Origin of the sequence: Lachnospira eligens, from assembly GCF_009680455.1 — a bacterium.
Lineage (GTDB): Bacteria > Bacillota > Clostridia > Lachnospirales > Lachnospiraceae > Lachnospira > Lachnospira eligens_A.
In genome coordinates this window covers 279,611-301,326 of record NZ_WKRD01000002.1, presented here as the reverse complement: position 1 = coordinate 301,326, position 21,716 = coordinate 279,611, and the positions used below count along the sequence as shown (strand labels likewise).

General features: G+C 38.0%; 20 protein-coding genes, 2 tRNA genes and 1 pseudogene. 16 read left to right on the top strand and 7 right to left on the bottom strand.

Annotation, left to right across the window (positions count from 1 at the left end):
* The first annotated feature begins 20 nt into the window (after window positions 1–20).
* Window positions 21–728 (top strand): hypothetical protein, encoded by a 708-nt coding sequence (locus tag GKE48_RS03315; RefSeq protein WP_154300434.1) that lies wholly within the window; start codon window positions 21–23, stop codon window positions 726–728.
* Between the two features lie 70 nt (window positions 729–798).
* Here the strand turns inward: GKE48_RS03315 and GKE48_RS03310 are convergent, their stop codons facing one another.
* A complete protein-coding gene (locus GKE48_RS03310; RefSeq protein WP_022099150.1) occupies window positions 799–1,083 on the bottom strand; it encodes a helix-turn-helix domain-containing protein in 285 nt (94 codons plus the stop codon).
* 180 nt (window positions 1,084–1,263) lie between these two features.
* Here GKE48_RS03310 and GKE48_RS03305 point away from each other — a divergent pair, with 180 nt between their 5' ends.
* A complete protein-coding gene (locus GKE48_RS03305) occupies window positions 1,264–2,109 on the top strand; it encodes a sensor domain-containing diguanylate cyclase (protein WP_154300433.1) in 846 nt (281 codons plus the stop codon).
* Window positions 2,110–2,129: 20 nt separating this feature from the next.
* A complete protein-coding gene (locus GKE48_RS14905) occupies window positions 2,130–2,252 on the top strand; it encodes a hypothetical protein (RefSeq protein WP_022099147.1) in 123 nt (40 codons plus the stop codon).
* Window positions 2,253–2,331: 79 nt separating this feature from the next.
* Here GKE48_RS14905 and GKE48_RS03300 read toward each other — a convergent pair.
* Window positions 2,332–2,414, bottom strand: a tRNA-Leu gene (locus GKE48_RS03300).
* Between the two features lie 192 nt (window positions 2,415–2,606).
* Between GKE48_RS03300 and GKE48_RS14500 the strand changes: the two genes are divergently transcribed.
* The 9 genes and pseudogenes from GKE48_RS14500 to GKE48_RS03265 all read left to right on the top strand — a co-directional run bounded on the left by GKE48_RS14500 (window position 2,607) and on the right by GKE48_RS03265 (window position 9,746).
* Entirely contained in the window at window positions 2,607–2,825 is a 219-nt protein-coding gene (locus tag GKE48_RS14500) for a hypothetical protein (protein WP_012739630.1), read from the top strand.
* Window positions 2,826–2,906: 81 nt separating this feature from the next.
* Window positions 2,907–2,991, top strand: a tRNA-Leu gene (locus GKE48_RS03295).
* 115 nt (window positions 2,992–3,106) lie between these two features.
* Entirely contained in the window at window positions 3,107–3,913 is an 807-nt protein-coding gene (thiD, locus tag GKE48_RS03290) for a bifunctional hydroxymethylpyrimidine kinase/phosphomethylpyrimidine kinase (protein ID WP_154300432.1), read from the top strand.
* Window positions 3,914–3,928: 15 nt separating this feature from the next.
* Window positions 3,929–4,900 (top strand): AEC family transporter, encoded by a 972-nt coding sequence (locus tag GKE48_RS03285; RefSeq protein ID WP_055286256.1) that lies wholly within the window; start codon window positions 3,929–3,931, stop codon window positions 4,898–4,900.
* Window positions 4,901–4,993: 93 nt separating this feature from the next.
* A pseudogene (locus GKE48_RS15065) lies at window positions 4,994–5,776 on the top strand (amino acid ABC transporter substrate-binding protein); the annotation flags it as partial.
* Window positions 5,777–5,884: 108 nt separating this feature from the next.
* Entirely contained in the window at window positions 5,885–6,526 is a 642-nt protein-coding gene (locus tag GKE48_RS15060) for an amino acid ABC transporter permease (protein WP_041688665.1), read from the top strand.
* 13 nt (window positions 6,527–6,539) lie between these two features.
* Entirely contained in the window at window positions 6,540–7,301 is a 762-nt protein-coding gene (locus tag GKE48_RS03275; protein WP_022099143.1) for an amino acid ABC transporter ATP-binding protein, read from the top strand.
* 177 nt (window positions 7,302–7,478) lie between these two features.
* Entirely contained in the window at window positions 7,479–8,786 is a 1,308-nt protein-coding gene (gene eno, locus GKE48_RS03270) for a phosphopyruvate hydratase (protein ID WP_154300431.1), read from the top strand.
* Between the two features lie 84 nt (window positions 8,787–8,870).
* Window positions 8,871–9,746 carry a methionyl aminopeptidase gene (locus GKE48_RS03265; protein WP_154300430.1) on the top strand — a complete coding sequence of 292 codons (876 nt, stop codon included), beginning with the start codon at window positions 8,871–8,873 and terminating at the stop codon, window positions 9,744–9,746.
* Window positions 9,747–10,020: 274 nt separating this feature from the next.
* On the opposite strand, the gene GKE48_RS03260 is transcribed toward GKE48_RS03265, so the two are convergent.
* The gene (locus tag GKE48_RS03260) at window positions 10,021–11,346 is read right to left on the bottom strand and encodes an MATE family efflux transporter (protein ID WP_154300429.1); all 1,326 of its coding nucleotides are present in this window, start codon (window positions 11,344–11,346) and stop codon (window positions 10,021–10,023) included.
* Window positions 11,347–11,572: 226 nt separating this feature from the next.
* Here GKE48_RS03260 and scfA point away from each other — a divergent pair, with 226 nt between their 5' ends.
* From scfA to recJ, 4 genes are all read left to right on the top strand, one after another.
* The gene (scfA, locus tag GKE48_RS03255) at window positions 11,573–11,719 is read left to right on the top strand and encodes a six-cysteine ranthipeptide SCIFF (RefSeq protein WP_012739622.1); all 147 of its coding nucleotides are present in this window, start codon (window positions 11,573–11,575) and stop codon (window positions 11,717–11,719) included.
* 88 nt (window positions 11,720–11,807) lie between these two features.
* Window positions 11,808–13,169 (top strand): thioether cross-link-forming SCIFF peptide maturase, encoded by a 1,362-nt coding sequence (gene scfB, locus GKE48_RS03250; protein ID WP_022099139.1) that lies wholly within the window; start codon window positions 11,808–11,810, stop codon window positions 13,167–13,169.
* A gap of 21 nt (window positions 13,170–13,190) precedes the next feature.
* Window positions 13,191–15,431 (top strand): protein translocase subunit SecD, encoded by a 2,241-nt coding sequence (gene secD, locus GKE48_RS03245; protein WP_154300428.1) that lies wholly within the window; start codon window positions 13,191–13,193, stop codon window positions 15,429–15,431.
* Between the two features lie 88 nt (window positions 15,432–15,519).
* Window positions 15,520–17,235, top strand: coding sequence for a single-stranded-DNA-specific exonuclease RecJ (gene recJ / locus GKE48_RS03240; protein WP_195615960.1), 1,716 nt, complete (start codon window positions 15,520–15,522; stop codon window positions 17,233–17,235).
* 48 nt (window positions 17,236–17,283) lie between these two features.
* On the opposite strand, the gene GKE48_RS03235 is transcribed toward recJ, so the two are convergent.
* The 4 genes from GKE48_RS03235 to GKE48_RS03220 all read right to left on the bottom strand — a co-directional run bounded on the left by GKE48_RS03235 (window position 17,284) and on the right by GKE48_RS03220 (window position 21,462).
* Window positions 17,284–18,546 carry a chloride channel protein gene (locus GKE48_RS03235; RefSeq protein WP_055215690.1) on the bottom strand — a complete coding sequence of 421 codons (1,263 nt, stop codon included), beginning with the start codon at window positions 18,544–18,546 and terminating at the stop codon, window positions 17,284–17,286.
* Between the two features lie 19 nt (window positions 18,547–18,565).
* Window positions 18,566–19,015 (bottom strand): CYTH domain-containing protein, encoded by a 450-nt coding sequence (locus GKE48_RS03230; RefSeq protein WP_022099135.1) that lies wholly within the window; start codon window positions 19,013–19,015, stop codon window positions 18,566–18,568.
* Window positions 19,016–19,103: 88 nt separating this feature from the next.
* Window positions 19,104–19,412 carry an HU family DNA-binding protein gene (locus tag GKE48_RS03225; RefSeq protein ID WP_022099134.1) on the bottom strand — a complete coding sequence of 103 codons (309 nt, stop codon included), beginning with the start codon at window positions 19,410–19,412 and terminating at the stop codon, window positions 19,104–19,106.
* Between the two features lie 130 nt (window positions 19,413–19,542).
* Window positions 19,543–21,462, bottom strand: coding sequence for an ABC-F family ATP-binding cassette domain-containing protein (locus GKE48_RS03220; RefSeq protein WP_154300427.1), 1,920 nt, complete (start codon window positions 21,460–21,462; stop codon window positions 19,543–19,545).
* Window positions 21,463–21,716 lie beyond the last annotated feature (254 nt).

Genomic DNA, 21,716 nt, shown 5'->3' with positions numbered 1-21,716 from the left:
TAAAAGGAAAGCGGATTTGTATGGAAATAATAATTATATGGGCAATATTCATTATTATAGTTATAATGAATATGAATAAAGCCAAGAAGATGCAGCAGGAGCGCATGCAGGAACACCAGCGTAATATGCAGGAACATAACCAGAATGTGCCGGAATATGGTAGTAATATGCATCGGATGCAGAATAACAGTTCTGGGAATGGCTCATTAAGCCACGGTGCTAATCTGAATAAGAAGGATGACAGCCATGCACAGTCTGCACCATACATGGTGAATTCTTATGGTGAAAAGCAGTACATTGATCCGTCTGTACAGACATATTCAGGTTCTCAGAAGATGACAAGTGCAGAAACTGAAAAGCTTAAGCAGGAGATTCGTTCAAGAAATGACTTTAATGGCAAGAATGTTACTTCGCATAGAGCAGAGGCACCGGTTCCGCAATATGTTACTCCACCGCCAGCAGCAGATAATGCAGCACCTGCAATGAAGACACTTGATAAAGCAGAATTTCATTCACCGGTTATGCAGGCGGGAAGCACTGGAACATATTCTGATATGACAGGCGGACATACATTTACACAGTATGACTGCGGACATGAATATAATGATGAGATTGTTCCACAGAGTCAGACGGGAGGTAAAGTTATTCTTGATGACCTTAAGCTTGATAAGAATGAGATGCGCAAGGCTTTTGTTATGCAGGAGATATTGAAAAGGAAAGTTATATAATTGGTTATTAAAGGATACTGTTTGTGAGTTGACTCATGACAGTATCCTTTTTATATATCATAAAATGTTTTTATAGTTCTTCTAAAAAGAGCTTCAATAAATTTTTTTGTTTATCTGTAAGCATAGAAACATTTATTGTATTGGCGTTTGGCTTTTCAAAACCGACTAGATAATCAGTAGAACAATGGTAGAAACGCGCGAGTGCAATAAGCATTTCCAAACTTGGTGTGCGCTCTCCCTTTTCATAGTTCGAGATAACAGTTGGTGATACATTTAGAGCCAATGCAACTTCTCGTTGGGATAGTTTATGTGTTGTCCGTTGTTCCTGTAAACGTTCTCCTAAACCATTAATCATAGATTACCTCCACTATTTTTCTATGATTTTACATTCTATATTATATCCGTAGGCTAATATAAAAATGCTCATAGCATTGTATTGTTTGCTAAAAGATGATATAATTACGAAAATGATATTGGGGATATGGTTAATAAATGCACTTTGTAAAGCAGTGGAGATATACAAAGGAGATAGCTTATGGATTTGGATAGAAGAGAATTACAGTGCATTCTGAATGCAATTAATGAGAATATTTTCTTTAAAGACACTAATGGCAGATATGTTTTATCGACACATGTATGTAATATGTTAAACAGCAACGGTGATTCTAGTTTTTCAATATATGGAAAAACGGATTTGGATATTCAGCCATATAAAACACTTGGAAAAAAGTTTTATGAAGAAGATATGAATATAATAAAGACGAAAAATAACGTGAATTATATTGAGAAAATGCAGTTCGGAGAAGAGGTGTTTTATTATCAGATAAATAAAAATCCTGTATTAGATGCTGATGGAAATGTAATGGGTATAGTTGGGATTGTAAAAGATATTTCTAATCTGATTAAATTACAAGAAAAGTTAAAAAATTATAGTATAACAGATATGATGACACAAACATATAACAGGTCTTTTTACGAATCAGGTGAATATAAAAATAAACTTAAATATCCAGTAGGTGTTGTTATGGCTGATATAAATAATTTGAAATATTATAATGATAATTATGGGCATAAAGAAGGCGATATCTTAATTAGGACCATTGTTAATAATATGCAGCGTTATATTAGACCTGTAGATGTATTAATAAGATTAGGGGGAGATGAATTTCTTATTCTATTACAGGAATGTGATAAAAAGGATAGTGATAAAATTATAAATCAGATAAAAAATGCTGAAGGTAATATAAAGTTACAGAACATTACAGTGGGAACTTCTTATGGCATATCCATAGCGAATAACGAAGAAGAATTAAATAATTCAATTGCTGAAGCAGATAAAGCTATGTATGCAGATAAAAGGAAAAGCAAGAAAATATTGTAAAGCAGGAAGAGGTGCTCAGTATGTTTTCAGAAGCGTTGAGAATATTGGACAGGAATATGGCAGAGTTGATGGTCGACAGAATGAAGGATGAGATAGTGGATTTGAAGGAGCAGAATGATGAACTGCTGGAAGAACAGAGATAGCATTTACATTGAAAACAGATTGAATATGATTCAAAAAGAACCGTGTGATGACATAAAATCACACGGTTCTTTTAATCAGTGCAGAAGATGGGACTTGAACCCACACGCGGTAACCCGCACAAGAATCTGAATCTTGCTCGTCTGCCATTCCGACACTTCTGCATATATGATGTATAACAAACTTAATAAGTTACACAACATTGATATTTTATAGGAGATTTGAAAATGTGTCAATATGAATAGCTGTCATTTTTAAAATTTCTTATCTGAAAGGGAACCGAGACTGGTTGGATTGGACGTTGAAGTGGAGGGAAGGCACGATGAAGTCCAAAAAAGAAGTCAAAGCTGTTCGGATTGGACGTTGAAGCAGAGGGAAGGCACGATGAAGTCCAAAAAAGAAGCCAAAGCTGGTTGGATTGGACGTTGAAGCAGAGGGAAGGCACGATGAAGTCCAAAAAAGAAGTCAAAGCTGGTTGGATTGGACGTTTATGCAGAGGAAAGGCACGAAAAAGTCCAAAAAGGAAGTCGAAGCATGAAAAAACAGAAAATTCAAAAAATTTCAAAAAAGTTTAAAAAAGCTGTTGACATTATATTGATGTGGTGATATTATAATCAAGTCGTCAGCAAACAGCGAGCGACACGAAAACAAAACAAGCAGTCGTGGCGGAATTGGCATACGCGCTAGACTAAGGATCTAGTCCATATTGCTTGGGTGCGGGTTCAAGTCCCGCCGACTGCACTAAAAGCACCGAGGTAACCTCGGTGCTTTTTTTGTGCATGCAGCGATGAGAGAAAACATGGAAAGCTCACAGTTGTGCGGGCAGCGATGAGAATAGATGTAGAAAGGAAATTATATGAATACAGCATTAACAATAGCAGGAAGTGATTGCAGCGGAGGAGCAGGAATACAGGCGGATTTAAAAACATTTGCAGCACATAAGGTATATGGAATGTCAGCAATTACTGCCCTTACAGCACAGAATACTTTAGGAGTTACAGGAATATCGGAATCTTCACCTGAATTTCTTAAGGCACAGCTTGATGCAATATTTACAGATATATATCCTGATGCAGTTAAGATAGGAATGGTTGCGTCAAAGGAACTTATTGAAACAATAGCAGATGCGTTAATTACATATAAGGCAAAAAATATTGTTCTTGACCCGGTTATGGTATCAACAAGTGGAAGCAGACTTATTAAAGAAGATGCAGCAGAGGTTCTTAAAGAACGCCTGATGGTGCTTGCTGATGTTATAACTCCTAATATTCCGGAGACAGAGGTTCTTACAGGAATGACTGTTGACAGTGCAGATTCAATGGAGAAAGCAGCGATAAAGATATATGAACATCTGAAGACAAAAGGCGGTAATGCGGCTGTCTTAGTAAAAGGTGGACATGCAGTTCATACAGCTAATGACTGTCTGTGCGTAGATGGCAGTATAGTGTGGCTTAATGGAGAAAGGATTGATAATCCTAACACACATGGAACTGGCTGTACATTGTCATCAGCCATTGCAGCTAATCTTGCACAGGGATTATCAATAGAAGAAAGTGTGAAGGCAGCTAAGGAGTACCTGACAGGTGCGTTGAAAGCAGGGCTTAATCTTGGAAGCGGCAGCGGCCCGCTTGACCATACATACTGGCTTGATATTAATAAGTAGTAGAAGGAGAGACAGATGGACAGCTTCTTATATAGTATAAATGCAACGGTACCAATATTTTTAGTTATGATAGTTGGCTGGGTAATAAAGCAGCTTGGCGTTATAGATGACCATTTTGCAAATGTGGCTAATAAATATGTATTTAAGGTGGCACTTCCAGTACTGTTATTCAGGGATTTAGCAGCAGCAGATTTTAAATCGCAGTTTGACGTTAAGTTCGTACTGTACTGCATGATTGTTACTACTATAATGTTTAGTGGAATATGGATATGCACAGAGATATTCATGAAGGATGATACGCAGAAGGGTGCATTTGTGCAGGCATCATTCAGAAGCAGTGCGGCGATACTTGGGATGGCATTCATACAGAATATGTACCAGAGCACTGGAATGGCACCACTTATGATAGTTGCTGCAGTTCCGTTGTTTAATATATTTTCGGTAATAGTGCTTACCTTTAAGGCACATCCTGAGTGTCATGGCAACACAGAAGAACAATCTACGGATAAGAAAGAAAACATTAAAAAAGCGTGCTTTAATATTGCAACTAATCCGATAATTATAGGAATTGTGCTGGGATTGTTATCTTCTCTTGCAGGATTAAGATATCCGGTAATTATCAATAAGACAATTAATAATATTGCGCAGACAGCTACACCTGTTGCACTTATATGTATTGGTGCGTCATTTGAAGGGAAAAAGGCAATTAAGAAGATTAAACCTACGGTTATTGCTACATTTTTAAAACTCGTGGGTCTAGCAGCAATATTTCTTCCTATAGCAGTAAAAATGGGATTTCGTAATCAGGAACTTATGGCAATTCTTATTATGCTTGCTTCACCATCTACAGTTACCTGCTTTGTTATGGCTAAAGGTATGGATAATGACGAGGTGCTGTCATCAAGCATAGTTGTGCTTACAACATTACTTTCAAGTGTGACTCTTACAGCGTGGATATTTATATTGAGAAATTTTGGACTTATTTAGAATATTTATAGTGTTTTTATCAGGTAATTCATGTTATAATAGACAAGCTTGATTTACTGTGGTAAAGTGAAAGCGTATTAAAGCGAGAAAGGCATGGATTTTTATATGGCTAAGAATATCAGAAAAGCCGTCCTGTTACTGGCAATGTTGTCTGTGATTGTGGGAATGTTCACAGCATGCAGTAATAAAAAGAGCGATGATGGACGAACTACATTTACAGTAGGATTTGATGCGGAATTCCCACCTTATGGTTACAAGGATGATAGTGGAGAGTATGTAGGTTTTGACCTTGATCTTGCACAGGAAGTATGTGAAAGAAATGGCTGGAATCTGGTTAAGCAGCCTATTGACTGGGATTCTAAAGATATGGAGCTTAGTTCAGGCTCTATTGACTGTATATGGAACGGTTTCACGCTTAATGGAAGAGAACGTGAGTATACATGGTCTAAGGCATATATTGATAATTCACAGGTTGTTATAGTTAAATCTGGTTCAGGAATAAAGAAGTTAGAAGACCTTAAGGGTAAGGTTGTTATTGTACAGGCTGATTCATCAGCTCTTGCAGCATTTACAGGAGAGGATGCGACAGAAGAAAATCTTGCACTTGCGGCACAGTTTAAGACACTTCAGCAGGTATCTGATTATAACTCAGCATTTATGAACCTTGAATCAGGTTCGGCAGATGCTGTATGTATGGATATGGGTGTTGCAAAGTACCAGCTTGAGCAGAGAGGTAACAAGTTCACAATGCTTGATGAGACTGTTTCATCGGAACAGTATGGTATTGGTTTTAAGTTAGGTAATACAGCATTAAGAGATGAAGTTCAGACAAGCCTTAATGATATGCTTGCTGATGGCACATTTGACAAGATTGCTGAAAAATGGGGACTTACAGACAGCGTATGTCTTGGAGAAGAAGGAACAGACAGTGCCTATCTCCTTGACAGCACCAGTACTGCTAAGGCTTCTTTTGGTGAAAGGCTTGTGGATATAGTTAAGCAGCTTTCATCAGGAATGTTAGCAACTCTTGCAATATTCTTCTTAACACTTATATTCTCAATGCCGCTAGGACTTCTTGTATGTGAAATAAGAAAGTCAAGAATAGGCATTGTAAGATGGATTGCGAGAATATACATATCTATAATGAGAGGAACTCCTCTTATGTTACAGCTTCTTGTTGTGTTCTTCGGACCATATTATCTGTTTGGAATGAAGGTTACGGCAACATACAGATTCTATGCTGTAATTATTGGATTTGCACTTAATTATGCAGCATATTTTGCAGAAATATACAGAGGTGGAATTGAGAGTATACCTAAGGGACAGTACGAGGCAGCAGAGGTACTCGGATATTCCAAGGTACAGACATTCTGGAAGATTATATTTCCTCAGATGGTTAAGAGAGTACTTCCTCCGGTTACTAACGAGGTTATAACACTTGTTAAGGATACATCACTTGCATTTGCACTTGCTTACACAGAAATGTTTACACTTGCCAAGCAGGTAGCGGCTTCAACAGCAAGTATCATGCCATTATTCATAGCAGGATTGTTCTATTACATTTTCAATTTCCTTGTTGCTATGGTTATGGAAAAGTTAGAAAAGCGTATGCAGTATTTTGATTAAGGAGGATTTTAATATGAAGAAATTATTAGAAATATCACATTTAAAGAAATCCTTCGGCGATACTGAGGTGCTTAAGGATATATCAATGGAAGTTAACGAGGGTGAGGTTGTTGCAATTCTTGGACCTTCCGGCTCTGGTAAATCAACACTGCTTCGTTGTGCAACACTTCTTGAGACAATGGATGCAGGAACTCTTAAGTTAGGTGGTGAAACTGCATGTGAGGACAAGGACGGAGTTTCAGTGTATGTTGGAAAGAAAGAATTAAGAGAAATCAAGAATACATATGGACTTGTGTTCCAGAACTTTAATCTTTTTCCGCATTATACAGTTATGAAAAATGTTACTGATGCACCTGTTTGTGTCCAGAAAAGGGACAAGAATGAAGTAGAGAAAGAAGCCAAAGAGCTTTTAAAGAAAGTTGGACTTGATGGCAAGGAGAACAGTTATCCATGCCAGTTGTCAGGAGGACAGCAGCAGCGAGTTGCGATAGCAAGAGCACTTGCAATGAATCCTGAAATGCTTTTCTTTGATGAGCCTACATCAGCACTTGACCCTGAGATTACTGCAGGAATTCTTAAGGTTTTAAGACAGCTTGCTGATGAAAAGATGACAATGATTATCGTTACACATGAGATTGAATTTGCAAGAAAAGTTGCAGACAGGGTAATATTCATGGATGGCGGAGTTATTGTTGAGCAGGGTAAGCCGGAGGATGTTATTGACAATCCAAGCAATGAAAGAACCAAAGCATTTTTACAGAAGATGGAAAAATAATTATTTATGTGTATACAAACTAAATAGCTGGATATAATTATGAATGGGAAGTTTTTTAATGAGAAAACTTCCCATTTTCTTGCATTGTGGATTTTGTTGTATAATGCTAGAATTGTATTGCTAAAGTTAGAAGAGACTAACTTGAAAGATTACAAAGCATTTGTTTAGGAGGATTATATGGCAGCATATTTAGAGATTGAAAAGGTTATAGGCAGAGAAATTCTTGATTCAAGAGGCAATCCTACAGTTGAGGCAGAGGTTTATCTTGCGGATGGAACTGTTGGAAGAGGCGCAGCACCTTCAGGAGCATCTACAGGTGAATTTGAGGCGCTAGAGTTAAGAGATAAGGATAAGTCAAGATATTTGGGAAATGGTGTTACTAAGGCAGTAGAGAACATAAACACTGTTATTAATGACTGCCTCTTTGGAATAGATGCATCTGATATATATGCAGTTGATGCAGCGATGATTAAAGCCGATGGAACTAAGGATAAGTCTAATCTTGGTGCAAATGCTATTCTTGCGGTATCTATTGCAGCAGCAAGAGCAGCTACTGTCTCTCTTGATATTCCTCTTTACAGATTCCTAGGCGGAGTATCAGGAAACAGGCTTCCTGTTCCAATGATGAATATTATTAATGGAGGCTGCCATGCATTATCAAGTGGGCTTGATGTTCAGGAATTCATGATTATGCCTGTTGGGGCACCAAGCTTTAAGGAATGCTTAAGATGGTGTGCAGAGGTATTTCATGCACTTGCAGCTATACTTAAAGAAAGAGGACTTGCAACCTCTGTAGGCGATGAGGGTGGCTTTGCTCCGGCACTTAAGTCAGATGAGGAAGCAATTGAGACAATATTACAGGCAGTAGAAAAGGCTGGATATAAGCCGGGCAGGGATTTTAGGATTGCAATGGATGCAGCTTCTTCAGAGTGGAAGAGTGAGAAAGGAAAGGGTTATTACAAGCTTCCTAAGGCTGGAACAGAGTATACAGCAGAGGAGCTTATTGAGCACTGGGCTAAATTATGTGAGAAGTATCCTATTATATCTATTGAAGATGGTCTTGATGAAGAGGACTGGGAAGGCTGGAAGAAGCTTACAGACAGACTTGGAGATAAGGTTCAGCTTGTAGGTGATGATCTTTTTGTTACTAATACAGAGAGACTCTCTAAGGGAATTGAACTTGGAGCAGGTAATGCAATTCTTATCAAGCTTAATCAGATTGGTTCAGTTTCAGAGACACTTGAAGCTATCAAGATGGCTCATAAAGCAGGATATACAGCAATCAGCTCACACAGATCAGGTGAGACAGCAGATACAACAATAGCAGACCTCGCTGTTGCTCTTAACACTTGCCAGATTAAGACAGGTGCTCCTTCAAGATCAGAAAGAGTTGCTAAGTATAACCAGCTTTTAAGAATTGAGGAACAGCTTGGCACTAGTGCAGTATATCCGGGAATCAGGGCTTTTAATGTTAATAATGATTAATCATTTGAAACAGATATTGAAAAAATATTAAGAAAGCCTTATAGTTGTGTATGATTATAATATATGTAACAGGAAGGCAGAACAATGATTAAGAAATTAGGAAGAAACGACCATTGCTGGTGTGGCAGTGGTAAGAAATACAAAGCGTGTCATGAAGCATTTGACGATAAGTTAAGATATCTTGAGGATATTGGACATATTGTGCCATCACACAAGTTAATCAAGACACCTGAACAGATTGAGAAGATTAAAGAGAGTGCCAGGATAAATGTAGCATGCCTTGATGCGGTTGCAGCAGAAATACATGAGGGCATGAACACTGCGGAGATTGATAAGATTGTATATGATGTAACCACTGATATGGGAGGAATTCCAGCACCACTTAATTATGAAGGATATCCTTACAGTGTGTGTACATCTGTTAATGAGCAGGTATGCCACGGATTTCCATCTAAGGATGTTATCCTTAAGTCAGGTGATATTGTAAATGTTGACTGTTCTACAATTCTTCACGGATATTTTTCAGATTCATCAAGAATGTTCTGTATAGGTGATGTTAAGCCTGATGTAAAGAAGCTTGTTGATGTTACTAAGGAATGTGTTGAATTAGGACTTGAGCAGGTTAAGCCTTGGGGCTTCTTAGGCGATATGGGACAGGCAGTACATGACCATGCATATGCTAATGGATATACTGTTGTAAGAGAAATCGGCGGCCATGGAGTCGGACTTGAATTTCATGAAGACCCATGGGTTGGGTACAACACCAGAAAAGGAACAGACATGGTTATGGCTCCGGGAATGATGTTTACAATAGAGCCTATGGTTAATATGGGTAAGGTAAATGTTGTTACAGATGAAAAGAACGGCTGGGAAGTATCTACAGCTGATGGACTTCCTTCAGCACAGTGGGAAATTCAGGTTCTTGTAACAGAGGACGGACACGAAGTAATAAGCTGGTAAGAAATAAAATAAGTTCCTGCCAATCAGGCACGCTTTCGCTGCTCTCGCCTCGCAGCGGTACTAAATTCGCGTTACACGCTCATTAAGTACCGGCGGGCTCAAAGCGCCTGATTGGCAGGAACTTTTTTATTGATGTGATACCTATAGGTAGTCGCATTATTCATCACACAAATGACATTGTATATCCAGAATTAGACGACTTGTCGTCCATCTGACAGTAGATATCCGGTGTTAAGAGACAGTTCACAGACATCAGACTGTCATATAATTATCATCATATAACCGCCTTCTGTGTCCATTTTCCACGTATGAATCTTATAAGGAATGCAAGTGAACGGAATCCCCAGTCGATGAACATACCAAACCATACACCGAGCACGCCAAGTCCTAATGTACCACCAAGAAGGTAACTGCTTCCCACACGGAATGCCCACATAGAGAAGATGCTTACCATCATTGTGTATTTGGCATCACCGGCAGCACGGAGAGCATTAGGCATAGTAAAGCTAAGTGGCCATATGAATATTGCTACAATTGAGAAGCAATGGATAAGGCTTAAACCGGTTTTGGTTGCTTCCGGTGACAGATGGAAAAGTCCTACCACAGGAACGGCAACTATTGTCATTACAATGTTGGTTGCAAGAATACCTGCATATGCAATAAACATAAGTTTTTTTCCATATCTTTTGGCTTCATCAGGCTTCTTTGCACCTATACACTGGCCAATAACAGTAATCATTGCCATGCCAATTGCGTTACCCGGAATATTGGCAAACATTGTAACAGAATTGGCAACAGAGTTGGCAGCGATGGCAGCAGTACCAAATGTTGAAACAAGGCTTGAAACAGAAAGCTTACCTATCTGGAACATGCCGTTTTCCAATCCGCTCGGAAGACCAATAGACAGAATCTTCTTAATGATAGAAGGTGATGGAAGAAAATCTTTGCAGGTCTTTATTCTTATTGCTGATTCTGTTCTGAACATAAGTCCAATAATAATTATGGCTGATATGATTCGCGAAATAAGAGTGGCTAAAGCTACACCGGCAACCCCCATATCAAATACAAATATAAATAAAGCATTCCCACAAATATTGATTATGTTCATGATAAGGCTTGTGTTCATACTTATCTTGCTGTTTCCAATACTTCTAAAAAGTGCTGCACCTGCATTATAAACACCGAGGAACGGGTATGAGATTGCTGTTATATAGAAATATATACTTGCACTTACAAATACATCTTTTTCAATCTTGCCAAATATGAAATTGATGATACCGTGATTGCCTATGAGAGAGATAACCATCAGTAATGATGATAGTGCACTCATAATAAATATAAGCTGTCCGGCAGATTTCTTGGACATATTAATATTCCTGCTGCCAAGATACTGGCTGCATACAACAGCACCTCCGGTTGCGAGAGCTGATAATATCTGAATAAGCAGGTTACTTATATTATCAACAAGTGCGACACCTGAAACTGCCGCCTCTCCTGCTATTGATACCATGAATGTATCAACAAAGCCTACGCTGACAGCCAGCAGCTGTTCAAATATCAGAGGAATAATAAGCTTCTTTAAATCTTTAGATGTAAACATAATAATCTCCTATATTAATACATAGCATATCTTAATAATATAAAACAATAATTTATGTGAAAACATAAGAAAAGTAGCTGTATTTAATGCAAAATACATAAAAATTGCGAAAAGACTTTTGAAAGAAGAATAATTATCTGAACAAATCTTTAGAATAAATGATTGAAAATAAGACTTGTACATGATATAATACGATATAATTTGAATATATGAAGGAGGTATTGTCGTGAAACATATTAAGACAATCAGCAACCGCGTATTAAAGGATACAATGAAGCACGGCGGATGTGGCGAGTGCCAGACATCATGCCAGTCAGCATGTAAGACATCTTGCACAGTTGGTAACCAGAGCTGTGAGAATAAGAATAACTAGTATTTTTAGTAAGAGAGTGTCGAGCTATTCTGCACTCTCTTATTTTTCGTAAATGTATAGAGAACATTTACGGTTTGGAGGCTTTTTAATGATACATCAGTATAAGAATAACGGTTATAACATCGTATTAGATGTCAACAGCGGTTCTGTGCATGTTGTTGATGACATGGTATACGATATTATAGGACTTTATGAGAATAATACTCTTGAGCAGATTACAGATGCACTTAGAGACAGATATTCTGTTCAGGATATTAAAGAGGCATATGAAGAGATTGGCGAACTTAAGGAAGCAGGCCAGCTCTTTACAGAAGATATATATGAACCATATATTGATAACTTTAAGGACAGACCTACAGTTGTTAAAGCGTTATGTCTTCACATAGCACATGATTGTAACCTTGCATGTAAATATTGTTTTGCTGAAGAAGGTGAATATCATGGAAGAAGAGCTCTTATGAGCTATGAGGTAGGAAAGAAGGCACTTGATTTCCTTGTTGCCAATTCAGGTTCAAGAAAGAATCTTGAGGTTGACTTCTTTGGCGGTGAGCCAACTATGAATTTTGAAGTTGTTAAGCAGCTTGTTGAATACGGAAGAAGCATAGAAGAGGCTAATAATAAGAAGTTCAGATTCACACTTACGACTAATGGTATTCTTCTTAATGACGAGATTCTTGATTTCGCCAATAAGGAGATGAGTAATATTGTACTTAGCATAGATGGACGTAAGGAGATTAATGACCTTATGCGTCCGACAAGGAATAACCACGGCAGCTCATATGACATTATAATGCCTAAGTTTAAGAAGGTGGCAGAGAGCAGAAATCAGATGAATTATTATGTCAGAGGTACATTTACACATAATAATCTTGATTTTTCAGAAGATGTTCTTCATCTTGCTGATGAGGGATTTGAGCAGATTTCTGTTGAGCCTGTTGTTGCACAGCCGACAGATTCATATGCTATAAGAGAAGAGGATATTCCGTTCCTTTGTGAACAGTATGATATCCTTGCGAAAGAAATCATTAAGCGAAAGAAAGCTGGTAAAGGCTTTAATTTCTTCCACTTTATGATAGATATTAATGGTGGTCCATGTGTTGCCAAGAGATTGTCAGGATGTGGTTCAGGCTGTGAGTATCTTGCAGTTACACCTTGGGGAGATTTCTACCCATGTCATCAGTTTGTTGGTAACGAAGATTTCCTTATGGGTAATGTTGATGATGGAATAGTAAGACCGGACATCAGAGACATGTTTAAGAATAGTAATGTCTATTCAAAGGAAAAATGTAAGAATTGTTTTGCAAAATTCTATTGCAGTGGTGGTTGTGCAGCTAACTCATATAACTTCCATGGTAATATCAATGATGCGTATGATGTTGGATGTGAACTTCAGAAAAAGCGTATAGAATGTGCAATAATGATTCGTGCAGCTATGGCTGAGGAAGAATAAGTAAAAGGGAGAGTTTTTAACATGAAGTACAGTTTACCTAAGAAGATTATTTATTCAATAATCGTTGCTGTTTTACTGGTTGGACTTGTATTAACAGCATTTTTCGGACTAAATGGAAAGGGATACGGAAGCACTTATGATATAGATCTTGGTCTTGATCTTGCCGGTGGTGTAAGTATCACATACCAGATTAAGGAAGATAACTTTACATCACAGGATGTAGAGGATACTATCTATAAGCTTCAGAAGCGAGTAGAAGGAAAGAGTACAGAGTCACAGGTTTATAAGGAAGGTGACAACAGAATCACAGTTGAGATTCCTGGAGTAACAGATGCTAATGAGATTCTTAAGGAACTTGGTACACCAGGTTCATTGGAATTCCTTGATTCCACAGGATATACAGCATTTTCACAGGGAAATGACTACACACCATTACTTACAGGTTCTGATGTAAAAGCTGCACAGGCTTACACAGATACTAATAGTCAGGAAGATACTCCTTATGGAGTGCAGCTTACATTTACAGATGAGGGATCAACTAAGTTCTATGATGCAACATCAGCTAATATCGGTAAAAGAATATATATTGTATATGATGGAGAAGTTGTAAGTGCACCTAACGTTAAGACAGCTATATCAGGTGGTACAGCAACTATCACAGGTATGGAATCATTCGATGAGGCAGATAACCTTGCAACATATATAAGAGTTGGTTCTATTCCTCTTACACTTGAGGAAGTAAGCTCTAACATTGTTGGTGCACAGCTTGGACATGCAGCAATCAAGACAAGTTTAATTGCAGCTGCTATAGGTCTTGCATTACTTTGCTTATTCATGATTGTTATGTTCAGAATTCCTGGACTTGTTGCAACATTATCACTGATTATCTATACAGCACTTGTTTTATTCCTTGTAAGTGTATATGATCTTACTCTTACACTTCCAGGTATTGCAGGTATTATTCTTGGTATTGGTATGGCGGTAGATGGTAATGTTATTATCTATACAAGAATAAGAGAAGAGATTGGTGCCGGAAAGTCTGTAGAAAGTGCTATTCTTTCAGGTTATAACAAGGCAACATCATCTATAGTAGATGGTAACGTAACAACACTTATCGCTGCTTTAGTATTGTACATATTCGGTACAGGTCCAGTTAAGGGCTTTGCTACAACTCTTGCAGTTGGTAATATCGTATCAATTTTTACTTCACTTGTTATTACTAAGGTTATTATGAAGCTCTTATATAACTTTGGTATAAGGGACGCTAAGTGGTATGGTAAGAATGTATACAGAAAGACGCTTGATGTTCTTAGCATTAAGAAATGGGCTGCGATTGGCTCAGCAGTAGTTATTGCTGCAGGTATCATAACTATGGCAGTTCAGGCTGGTCTTGGAAACAGAGCATTAAATTTCAGTCTTGAGTTTGTTGGTGGTTCAACAACAACATTTACATTTGATAAAGAATATACAGCAGAAGAGATTGAGGATAATATCATCCCTGTAATCAGAGATGCTGCAGGTATTACAGAGGTTCAGCAGCAGAAGGTTGCAGATTCAACACAGGTTTCTTTCAAGACATCTGATCTTTCACTTGACCAGAGAGAAGCTATTGAAAATGCGGTTACTGCTAAGTACCCAATCAAGGATGGAACAATCGTTGAGACAGATACAATCAGTTCATCAGTTTCTGCAACAGTTAAGAGAGATGCTATTCTTTCGGTTATACTTGCTACAATATGTATGCTTATATACATCTTTGTAAGATTCCGTGATATCAGATTCGCATTAGCTGCTGTATTAGCACTTCTTCATGATGTACTTGTTGTTCTTGCATTCTATGCATTTGCAAGAATTCCGGTTGGAACAACATTTATTGCATGTATGCTTACAATAGTAGGTTACTCTATTAACGGTACAATTATTATCTTTGACAGAATAAGAGAGCAGTTAAAGACAGCTAATTCGAAGACTAACATTACAGAGCTTGTTAATTCATCAATTACAAGTACAATGTCAAGAACAGTATATACATCTATAACAACACTTATAATGCTTATTGTTCTTTTCATTATGGGCGTAACTTCTGTTAAGGAGTTCACACTTCCACTTATCGTAGGTATTGTTGTTGGTGCTTACTCATCAGTATGCTTAACAAGTGCTATGTGGTATGTAATGGGTGGTAAGAAGAGAGGCGTTGTAGAAGAGAATAATAAAAAAGCAGCTTCTAAGAAAGAGGTTTTTGAAGATGGTTCTCAGGTTTAATTAACAGATACAATAAGTTTATGACATGGCGGGGATTGTATATCAGTTCCCGCCATAATTGGTTTAATAGTGAAACAGGGAGAAAAGAGTGAAAAGCAACTGGAGAGTATACACTAAGAAAGCTGATTTCAAAGCAATTGGGGAAAGATTTGGCATTGACCAGGTTATGGCAAGAATTATCCGTAACAGAGGGTTAGAAACGGACGAGCAGATAAATATGTATCTTAATGGGACCGTGGATGATATGCATTCACCACATTTATTAAAGGATGCAGACAAATGTGTTGATATCCTCACAGACAAGATACAAGCAGGAAAGAAAATACATATTATAGGTGATTATGATATAGATGGAATATGCTCAACAACAATTCTTTATAAAGGGCTAAAGGCAGCGGGAGCAGATGTTACATTTGCGGTACCAGACAGAATTATTGACGGATATGGTATTAATGAGCACTTAATAGATGAAGCATATAATAATGGCACAGATACAATCATTACATGTGATAATGGAATTGCTGCGATTGAGCAGATTAAATATGCTAAAGAAAAGGGAATGACAGTGATTGTAACTGACCATCATGATATTCCGTTTGATTTCGTTGATGGAGAAAAGATACATAAAGTACCACAGGCAGATGCAATTGTTAATCCTAAGCAGGAAGACTGTCCGTATCCATTTGATAAGCTGTGTGGAGCGGGAGTAGCCTTCAAGGTTATTAAGATTATATATGAGAGACTTGGACTTAATCCAATCGAACTTGAAGAATATGCAGAGCTTATGGCAATTGCAACAATAGGGGATGTAGTTGATTTATCAGATGAGAACAGGGTAATTGTTAAATATGGTTTAAAGCATCTGGCAGTAACTACTAATATTGGTATAAGAGCACTTGTAGAGGCGTGTGAGCTTGAGATAGACAAGATAAGCTCATATCACATAGGATTTGTTATAGGTCCATGTCTTAATGCAACAGGAAGACTTGATTCAGCAAGAAGAGCCATTGAACTGCTTCTTACTACAGATATGGAAGATGCGAGAAATAAGGCTTTAGAGCTTCGCACACTTAATGTTGAAAGAAAAGATATAACAGAAGAATATGCCGCTATTGCAATTGAACAGGTTGAGAACACTGAACTAAAAGACGACAAGGTGTTAGTTGTGTATCTTCCTGACTGCCATGAAAGTGTTGCAGGGATAATTGCAGGAAGGGTAAGAGAAAAATTCTACAGGCCTTCAATAGTAATCACTAAGGCAGAAGATGGTGCAAAGGGCTCAGGGCGTTCAATAGAAGGCTATAACATGTTTGAGGAGATAAGCAAATGTGGTAAACTCCTTAACAAATATGGCGGACATCCAATGGCTGCCGGAATATCGCTTGATATTGATAAAATTGATGAATTCAGGAAAGCGCTGAATGAGAACCAGACAATGACAGAAAATGTTCTTACCCCTACAGTGTGGATTGATGTGCCTATGCCGGTTGATTATGTTGATATAAAGCTGATAAAGCAGTTTGAGAAGCTGCAGCCTTTCGGGAAAGGTAATGAAAAACCGGTGTTTGCAGACAGAAATCTTACTGTCAGACAGTCAGCTGTGATTGGAAAAAATAAAAATGTATTAAGATGTCAGTTAGAAAGTGAGCATGGCAAGCTGGTGACAGCAATCAGGTTCAAATTAGACGGTCAGGAGATACCAGAGGTAGGAAGGAAGATATCTATGGTGTATTACCCTGATATTAATGAATATAATGGGATTGTTTCAATACAGTTTCGGATAGAAGACTGGAGATATGTGTAAATAGCAGCCTTCCAATAAAAGAACCGTCGGTTCTTTGACCTGTATAGGTCAATGGGACCGGCGGTTTATATATTCTGTCTTATACTTAGAATAGACGATTTTTTGGCTGTTATACAGGCTGTAATATCCGGATAACAGATAACTTAATGCAATACACAGAATTGTGAATTTCATTGTTGATGCACCAAACATCTCAATAGATAGAATGAATGATGTGAGTGGGCAGTTAGTTACTCCACAGAACACACTTACCATACCACATGCTGCACACAATCCGACAGGGAGTCCAAATATAGGTGCTAAGAAGCTTCCAAGCGTTGCACCAACGAAAAGAGTAGGAACAATCTCACCACCTTTGAATCCACCACCCAATGTTACGGCTGTAAACAGCATTTTTAAAAGGAATACATACCATGCACAGCTTGTTACAAAGCTTTTTGCAATAATATCTGAGCCTGCACCGAGATAATCAGTTGTGCCAAATATGTAACGCATGGAAATAACAAGGACTCCGGCAATAATTATTCTTATGTATGGGTTGTTTATGTAATTAATGTAGAGCTTTGAAGTACCGTGTAAAACAACACACAGCAGAATGCTTACAAGAGCAAAAAGTACGGACATGATGATGAATTTACTGCCATTAATAAAAGAAAAAGAAGCGATTTCATCAACTACAAAATGTGTAGATTCAAGTCCCAGTGCAGAGGCTATGCCCTGTGCTATAAATGCAGCGAGTACGCATGGCACTAAAGCAGCATAATACATAACACCAACGCTTATTACTTCCATAGAGAAAACGGCTGCTGCAATAGGTGTTCCGAAAAGTGCTGAGAAACAGGCACTCATACCACACATAATCATAATTCGAGTATCCTTCTCGTCGAATTTAAACAGTTTTGCAAATGTATTGCCTAATGCACCTCCGACCTGAAGCGCAGCACCTTCTCGTCCGGCAGAACCACCACAAAGATGGGTAAGAAGAGTTGATACAATTATAAGTGGGGCAACTCTTCCCGGTACTTCATCATTCGACTGTATTGCAGTTATGACAAGGTTAGTTCCGCGGTTTCCTGCTTCGTGAACAATGTTGTACATGAATACAATGATGATACCTGCAACAGGCAGTCCGAATAGTAAAAATGGGTATTCAACCCGCAGGCTGCCTACATAACCAAGCATCAGGTGAAATACAGCACCGACAGAACCGATAAAACAGCCACATACAACCGAACAGAATAGCCATTTGAAAAGAGTTATTACTGCAAGCTTAAGCCGTTGAATATATTCAAACATAGTTTCTTTATCCATATTCCAGACCTCTATATTATTAGAAAACTTTTCTGCTCATATTACTGTTATGATAAGCAGGATCATTAGTAACATCATCAATAAACCATGAAGGGGCAGTATATGAATTAGCAGCTTCGATAGTTGGAAATTCAACTTCTGCAAGGATAGTGCCAGTAAAGAGCCCCTCAAATATGTCAAGTTCAATAGTATATCCATTGCCATCAGGGATTTCATAACGCTTCTTGGTGATGATATTGCCATCAGCTTTCTTAATCAGATGTTCATAGGCTTCTTTGTTAAGTGGAAGATTATATTCTTCCCTGGCCATCATTCCGCCACCCTTATAAGTGAGATAGTAATTATCATTGTCGCGTCTTACACGGACAACAGGAGCAGTGTTAAGATAGCCCTGTTCAATAAAGCGGCAGGGATAAGAATCTATATTGTCAGGGATGCCTGACACAAGATACTTGCGTTCGATTTCCATAATTAATAAACCTCAATTTCATGAACTTAATTAAATAAAGAGAAAAAAGGCTGCCACATAAGTGACAGCCTTTAAAAGTCATAATTAATTACTTCTTCTTAGACTTCTTAGCTGGAGCTGCAGGTGTGTTAACAACATCCTTTAAAGCCTTACCAGCCTTGAACTTTGGAGCCTTAGAAGCAGGAATCTTAATAGCTTCGCCTGTCTGAGGATTCTTTCCTGTTCTAGCAGCTCTTTCAGCAACTTCAAATGTACCGAAACCTACTAACTGAATCTTCTCGCCAGCCTTTAACTGCTCTGCAACAGTATCTGTGAAAGCCTTAACAGCACCTTCAGCGTCCTTCTTAGAAAGTCCGGCCTTTTCTGCGATAGCAGCAACTAATTCTGTCTTATTCATGATTTAATTGTCCTCCTTAAAAAATTAAGTAATAATAAGTATAGATTATTTATACTCCTAGATTCATGATTTGTCAATAAAAAGTGGCTCAAAATGGGGATTTTTGGCACTTTTTGCTGAATGTAAATACTTATATTTCATCCATTAATTCTTCCCAGTGTTCATACAGTTCGTCTAATTCTTTCTTTAGTTGAGTGGATTCATTATGAAGTTCCATTAAACGGGCTGTATTACTGCCTATTGAAGGATCTGAATATTCTGTATCAATAGCGGATAATCTGTCTTCAATTTCAGCAATTCTTATTTCGGTTTTCTTAATTTCATTCTGCTTTTTCTTAAGCTTATTTTGTTCTTCACGCGACTGCTGCCATGAGAGTTTTGAATCTTTTTTAGTAGTGTTATCAGAAGAACTCAATTGTGCATCAGGGGAAGCCTTTGCTGTAAGTATATCCCTTTTTTCCAGATAATAATCATAATTACCAATATAATTAACAATATTCTGGTTAGTGAGTTCAATTATTCTTGTTGCTGTTGCATTAATAAAGTATCTGTCGTGTGAGACATAAAGAATTGTGCCAGTGTAGCTGTTAAGGGCATTCTCAAGAATTTCCTTGGATACAATATCAAGGTGGTTAGTAGGCTCATCGAGAATAAGCAGGTTGGCATTGGAAAGCATAAGCTTTGCCAGTGAAACACGTCCGCGTTCACCACCACTTAAATCGCGGATATATTTGAATACATCATCATCAGTAAAAAGAAATGCTGCAAGAGTATTTCTTATCTGTGTATTGTTGAGGTCAGGATATGCGTCCTGAATCTCCTGAAAAAGAGTCTTGTCAGGGTCAAGAACATGGTGTTCCTGATCATAATAACCGATGGAAACTTTAGCACCAAGATAAATGCTTCCGCTGTCTGGCGGGATAATGCCGTTAATAAGCTTTAATATAGTAGTCTTACCAGTTCCGTTATTACCTATTAAAGCAACACGTTCACCACGCTTAATCTCAAAATTAATATTATTAAAAAGTGTATTGCCGTCAAACGATTTGGTAAGGTCAGTAACAGTAAGGACATCATTACCACTTATAACAGATGGCTCAAGTTTAATGTTCATCCTGGCATTAAGCTCAACTGGTTTGTCAACAACCTCAATCTTATCAAGCATTTTTTCACGGCTCTCCGCACGTTTGATGGATTTCTCACGGTTAAACTGCTTTAACTTGGCAATAACCTCTTCCTGATGTTTAATATCACGCTGCTGATTTAAGTATTCCTTTAACTTCATATTACGAAGAATTGCCTTCTTTGAGGCATAATCTGTGTAATTACCAGAAAATACAGTACAGTCACCGTTATCAATCTCGATAATTTTGCTTACAATCTTATCAAGGAAATATCTGTCGTGTGCAACGATAAGAACCGCACCATTGTAATTAAGAAGGTAATTCTCTAACCAGCTTATAGATTCCATATCAAGGTGGTTGGTAGGCTCATCAAGCATAATAATATCAGGCTTGGAAAGTAATAGCTTACCTAGAGATACACGGGTTTTCTGGCCACCGGATAAGGTATTTACATGTAAAGAGAAATCCTCTTCAGCAAAACCAAGACCTTTAAGTACGCCTGTAATCTCGCTTTTATATGCGTAACCGTTATTCATCTCGAATTCATGATTAAGATTGGTGTATCTGTTCATAAGAGCATCAAGCTCATCACCTGAAGCACTGTTCATGGCAGCCTCAATTCTTCTTAATTCACTCTCCATATCAAGGATATACTGCTTTACAGAAAGAAGCTCATCATAAATGCTTCTGTCAGACTGAAGGTCCTGCTGCTGAGCAAGATAACCAAGAGTCTTATCCTTAGCAAGAGTGACAATGCCTGTATCAGCAGGCTCTTCACCGGTGATAATCTTTAACAGAGTAGATTTACCGGCACCATTGATTCCAACAATGGCAGCCTTCTCATGGTCTTCTATATTAAAAGAACAAGACTTAATAATAATGTCCGTTCCGAAAGATTTACTAATGTTATTGCAAGATAAAATCATAAAAACTCCTTTTGAAATTCAGACTTTGACAATTTTGCCATATCATATATTCAGCCGCTCATGAGGCTGTGTGCATTCACTTCTGTGTCTGTGTATACCATATGCCCTCAAGGATTGCTACACTTAGTGGGAGTAAATGCCGCTATCTACAAAGCTTATTACGGTGTGCGAAAGCAAACGCGCTTCGCTTGAACGAGCTTTAGCACACCGCCCTTATGTATATAGCGGCATTAACTCCCACACAGTTCGCAATA

Bases quoted from the DNA above. Each gene is read 5' to 3' on its own strand.
- GKE48_RS03265 (WP_154300430.1), top strand. From the start codon at position 8,871: ATGATTAAGAAATTAGGAAGAAACGACCATTGCTGGTGTGGCAGTGGT.
- GKE48_RS03235 (WP_055215690.1), bottom strand. From the start codon at position 18,546: ATGGATAAAGAAACTATGTTTGAATATATTCAACGGCTTAAGCTTGCA.
- thiD (WP_154300432.1), top strand. From the start codon at position 3,107: ATGAATACAGCATTAACAATAGCAGGAAGTGATTGCAGCGGAGGAGCA.
- GKE48_RS03310 (WP_022099150.1), bottom strand. From the start codon at position 1,083: ATGATTAATGGTTTAGGAGAACGTTTACAGGAACAACGGACAACACAT.
- scfB (WP_022099139.1), top strand. From the start codon at position 11,808: ATGATACATCAGTATAAGAATAACGGTTATAACATCGTATTAGATGTC.
- GKE48_RS03285 (WP_055286256.1), top strand. From the start codon at position 3,929: ATGGACAGCTTCTTATATAGTATAAATGCAACGGTACCAATATTTTTA.
- GKE48_RS14905 (WP_022099147.1), top strand. From the start codon at position 2,130: ATGTTTTCAGAAGCGTTGAGAATATTGGACAGGAATATGGCAGAGTTG.
- GKE48_RS03305 (WP_154300433.1), top strand. From the start codon at position 1,264: ATGGATTTGGATAGAAGAGAATTACAGTGCATTCTGAATGCAATTAAT.
- GKE48_RS03220 (WP_154300427.1), bottom strand. From the start codon at position 21,462: ATGATTTTATCTTGCAATAACATTAGTAAATCTTTCGGAACGGACATT.
- GKE48_RS03315 (WP_154300434.1), top strand. From the start codon at position 21: ATGGAAATAATAATTATATGGGCAATATTCATTATTATAGTTATAATG.
- secD (WP_154300428.1), top strand. From the start codon at position 13,191: ATGAAGTACAGTTTACCTAAGAAGATTATTTATTCAATAATCGTTGCT.
- GKE48_RS03275 (WP_022099143.1), top strand. From the start codon at position 6,540: ATGAAGAAATTATTAGAAATATCACATTTAAAGAAATCCTTCGGCGAT.
- GKE48_RS03260 (WP_154300429.1), bottom strand. From the start codon at position 11,346: ATGTTTACATCTAAAGATTTAAAGAAGCTTATTATTCCTCTGATATTT.
- GKE48_RS03230 (WP_022099135.1), bottom strand. From the start codon at position 19,015: ATGGAAATCGAACGCAAGTATCTTGTGTCAGGCATCCCTGACAATATA.
- eno (WP_154300431.1), top strand. From the start codon at position 7,479: ATGGCAGCATATTTAGAGATTGAAAAGGTTATAGGCAGAGAAATTCTT.
- GKE48_RS03225 (WP_022099134.1), bottom strand. From the start codon at position 19,412: ATGAATAAGACAGAATTAGTTGCTGCTATCGCAGAAAAGGCCGGACTT.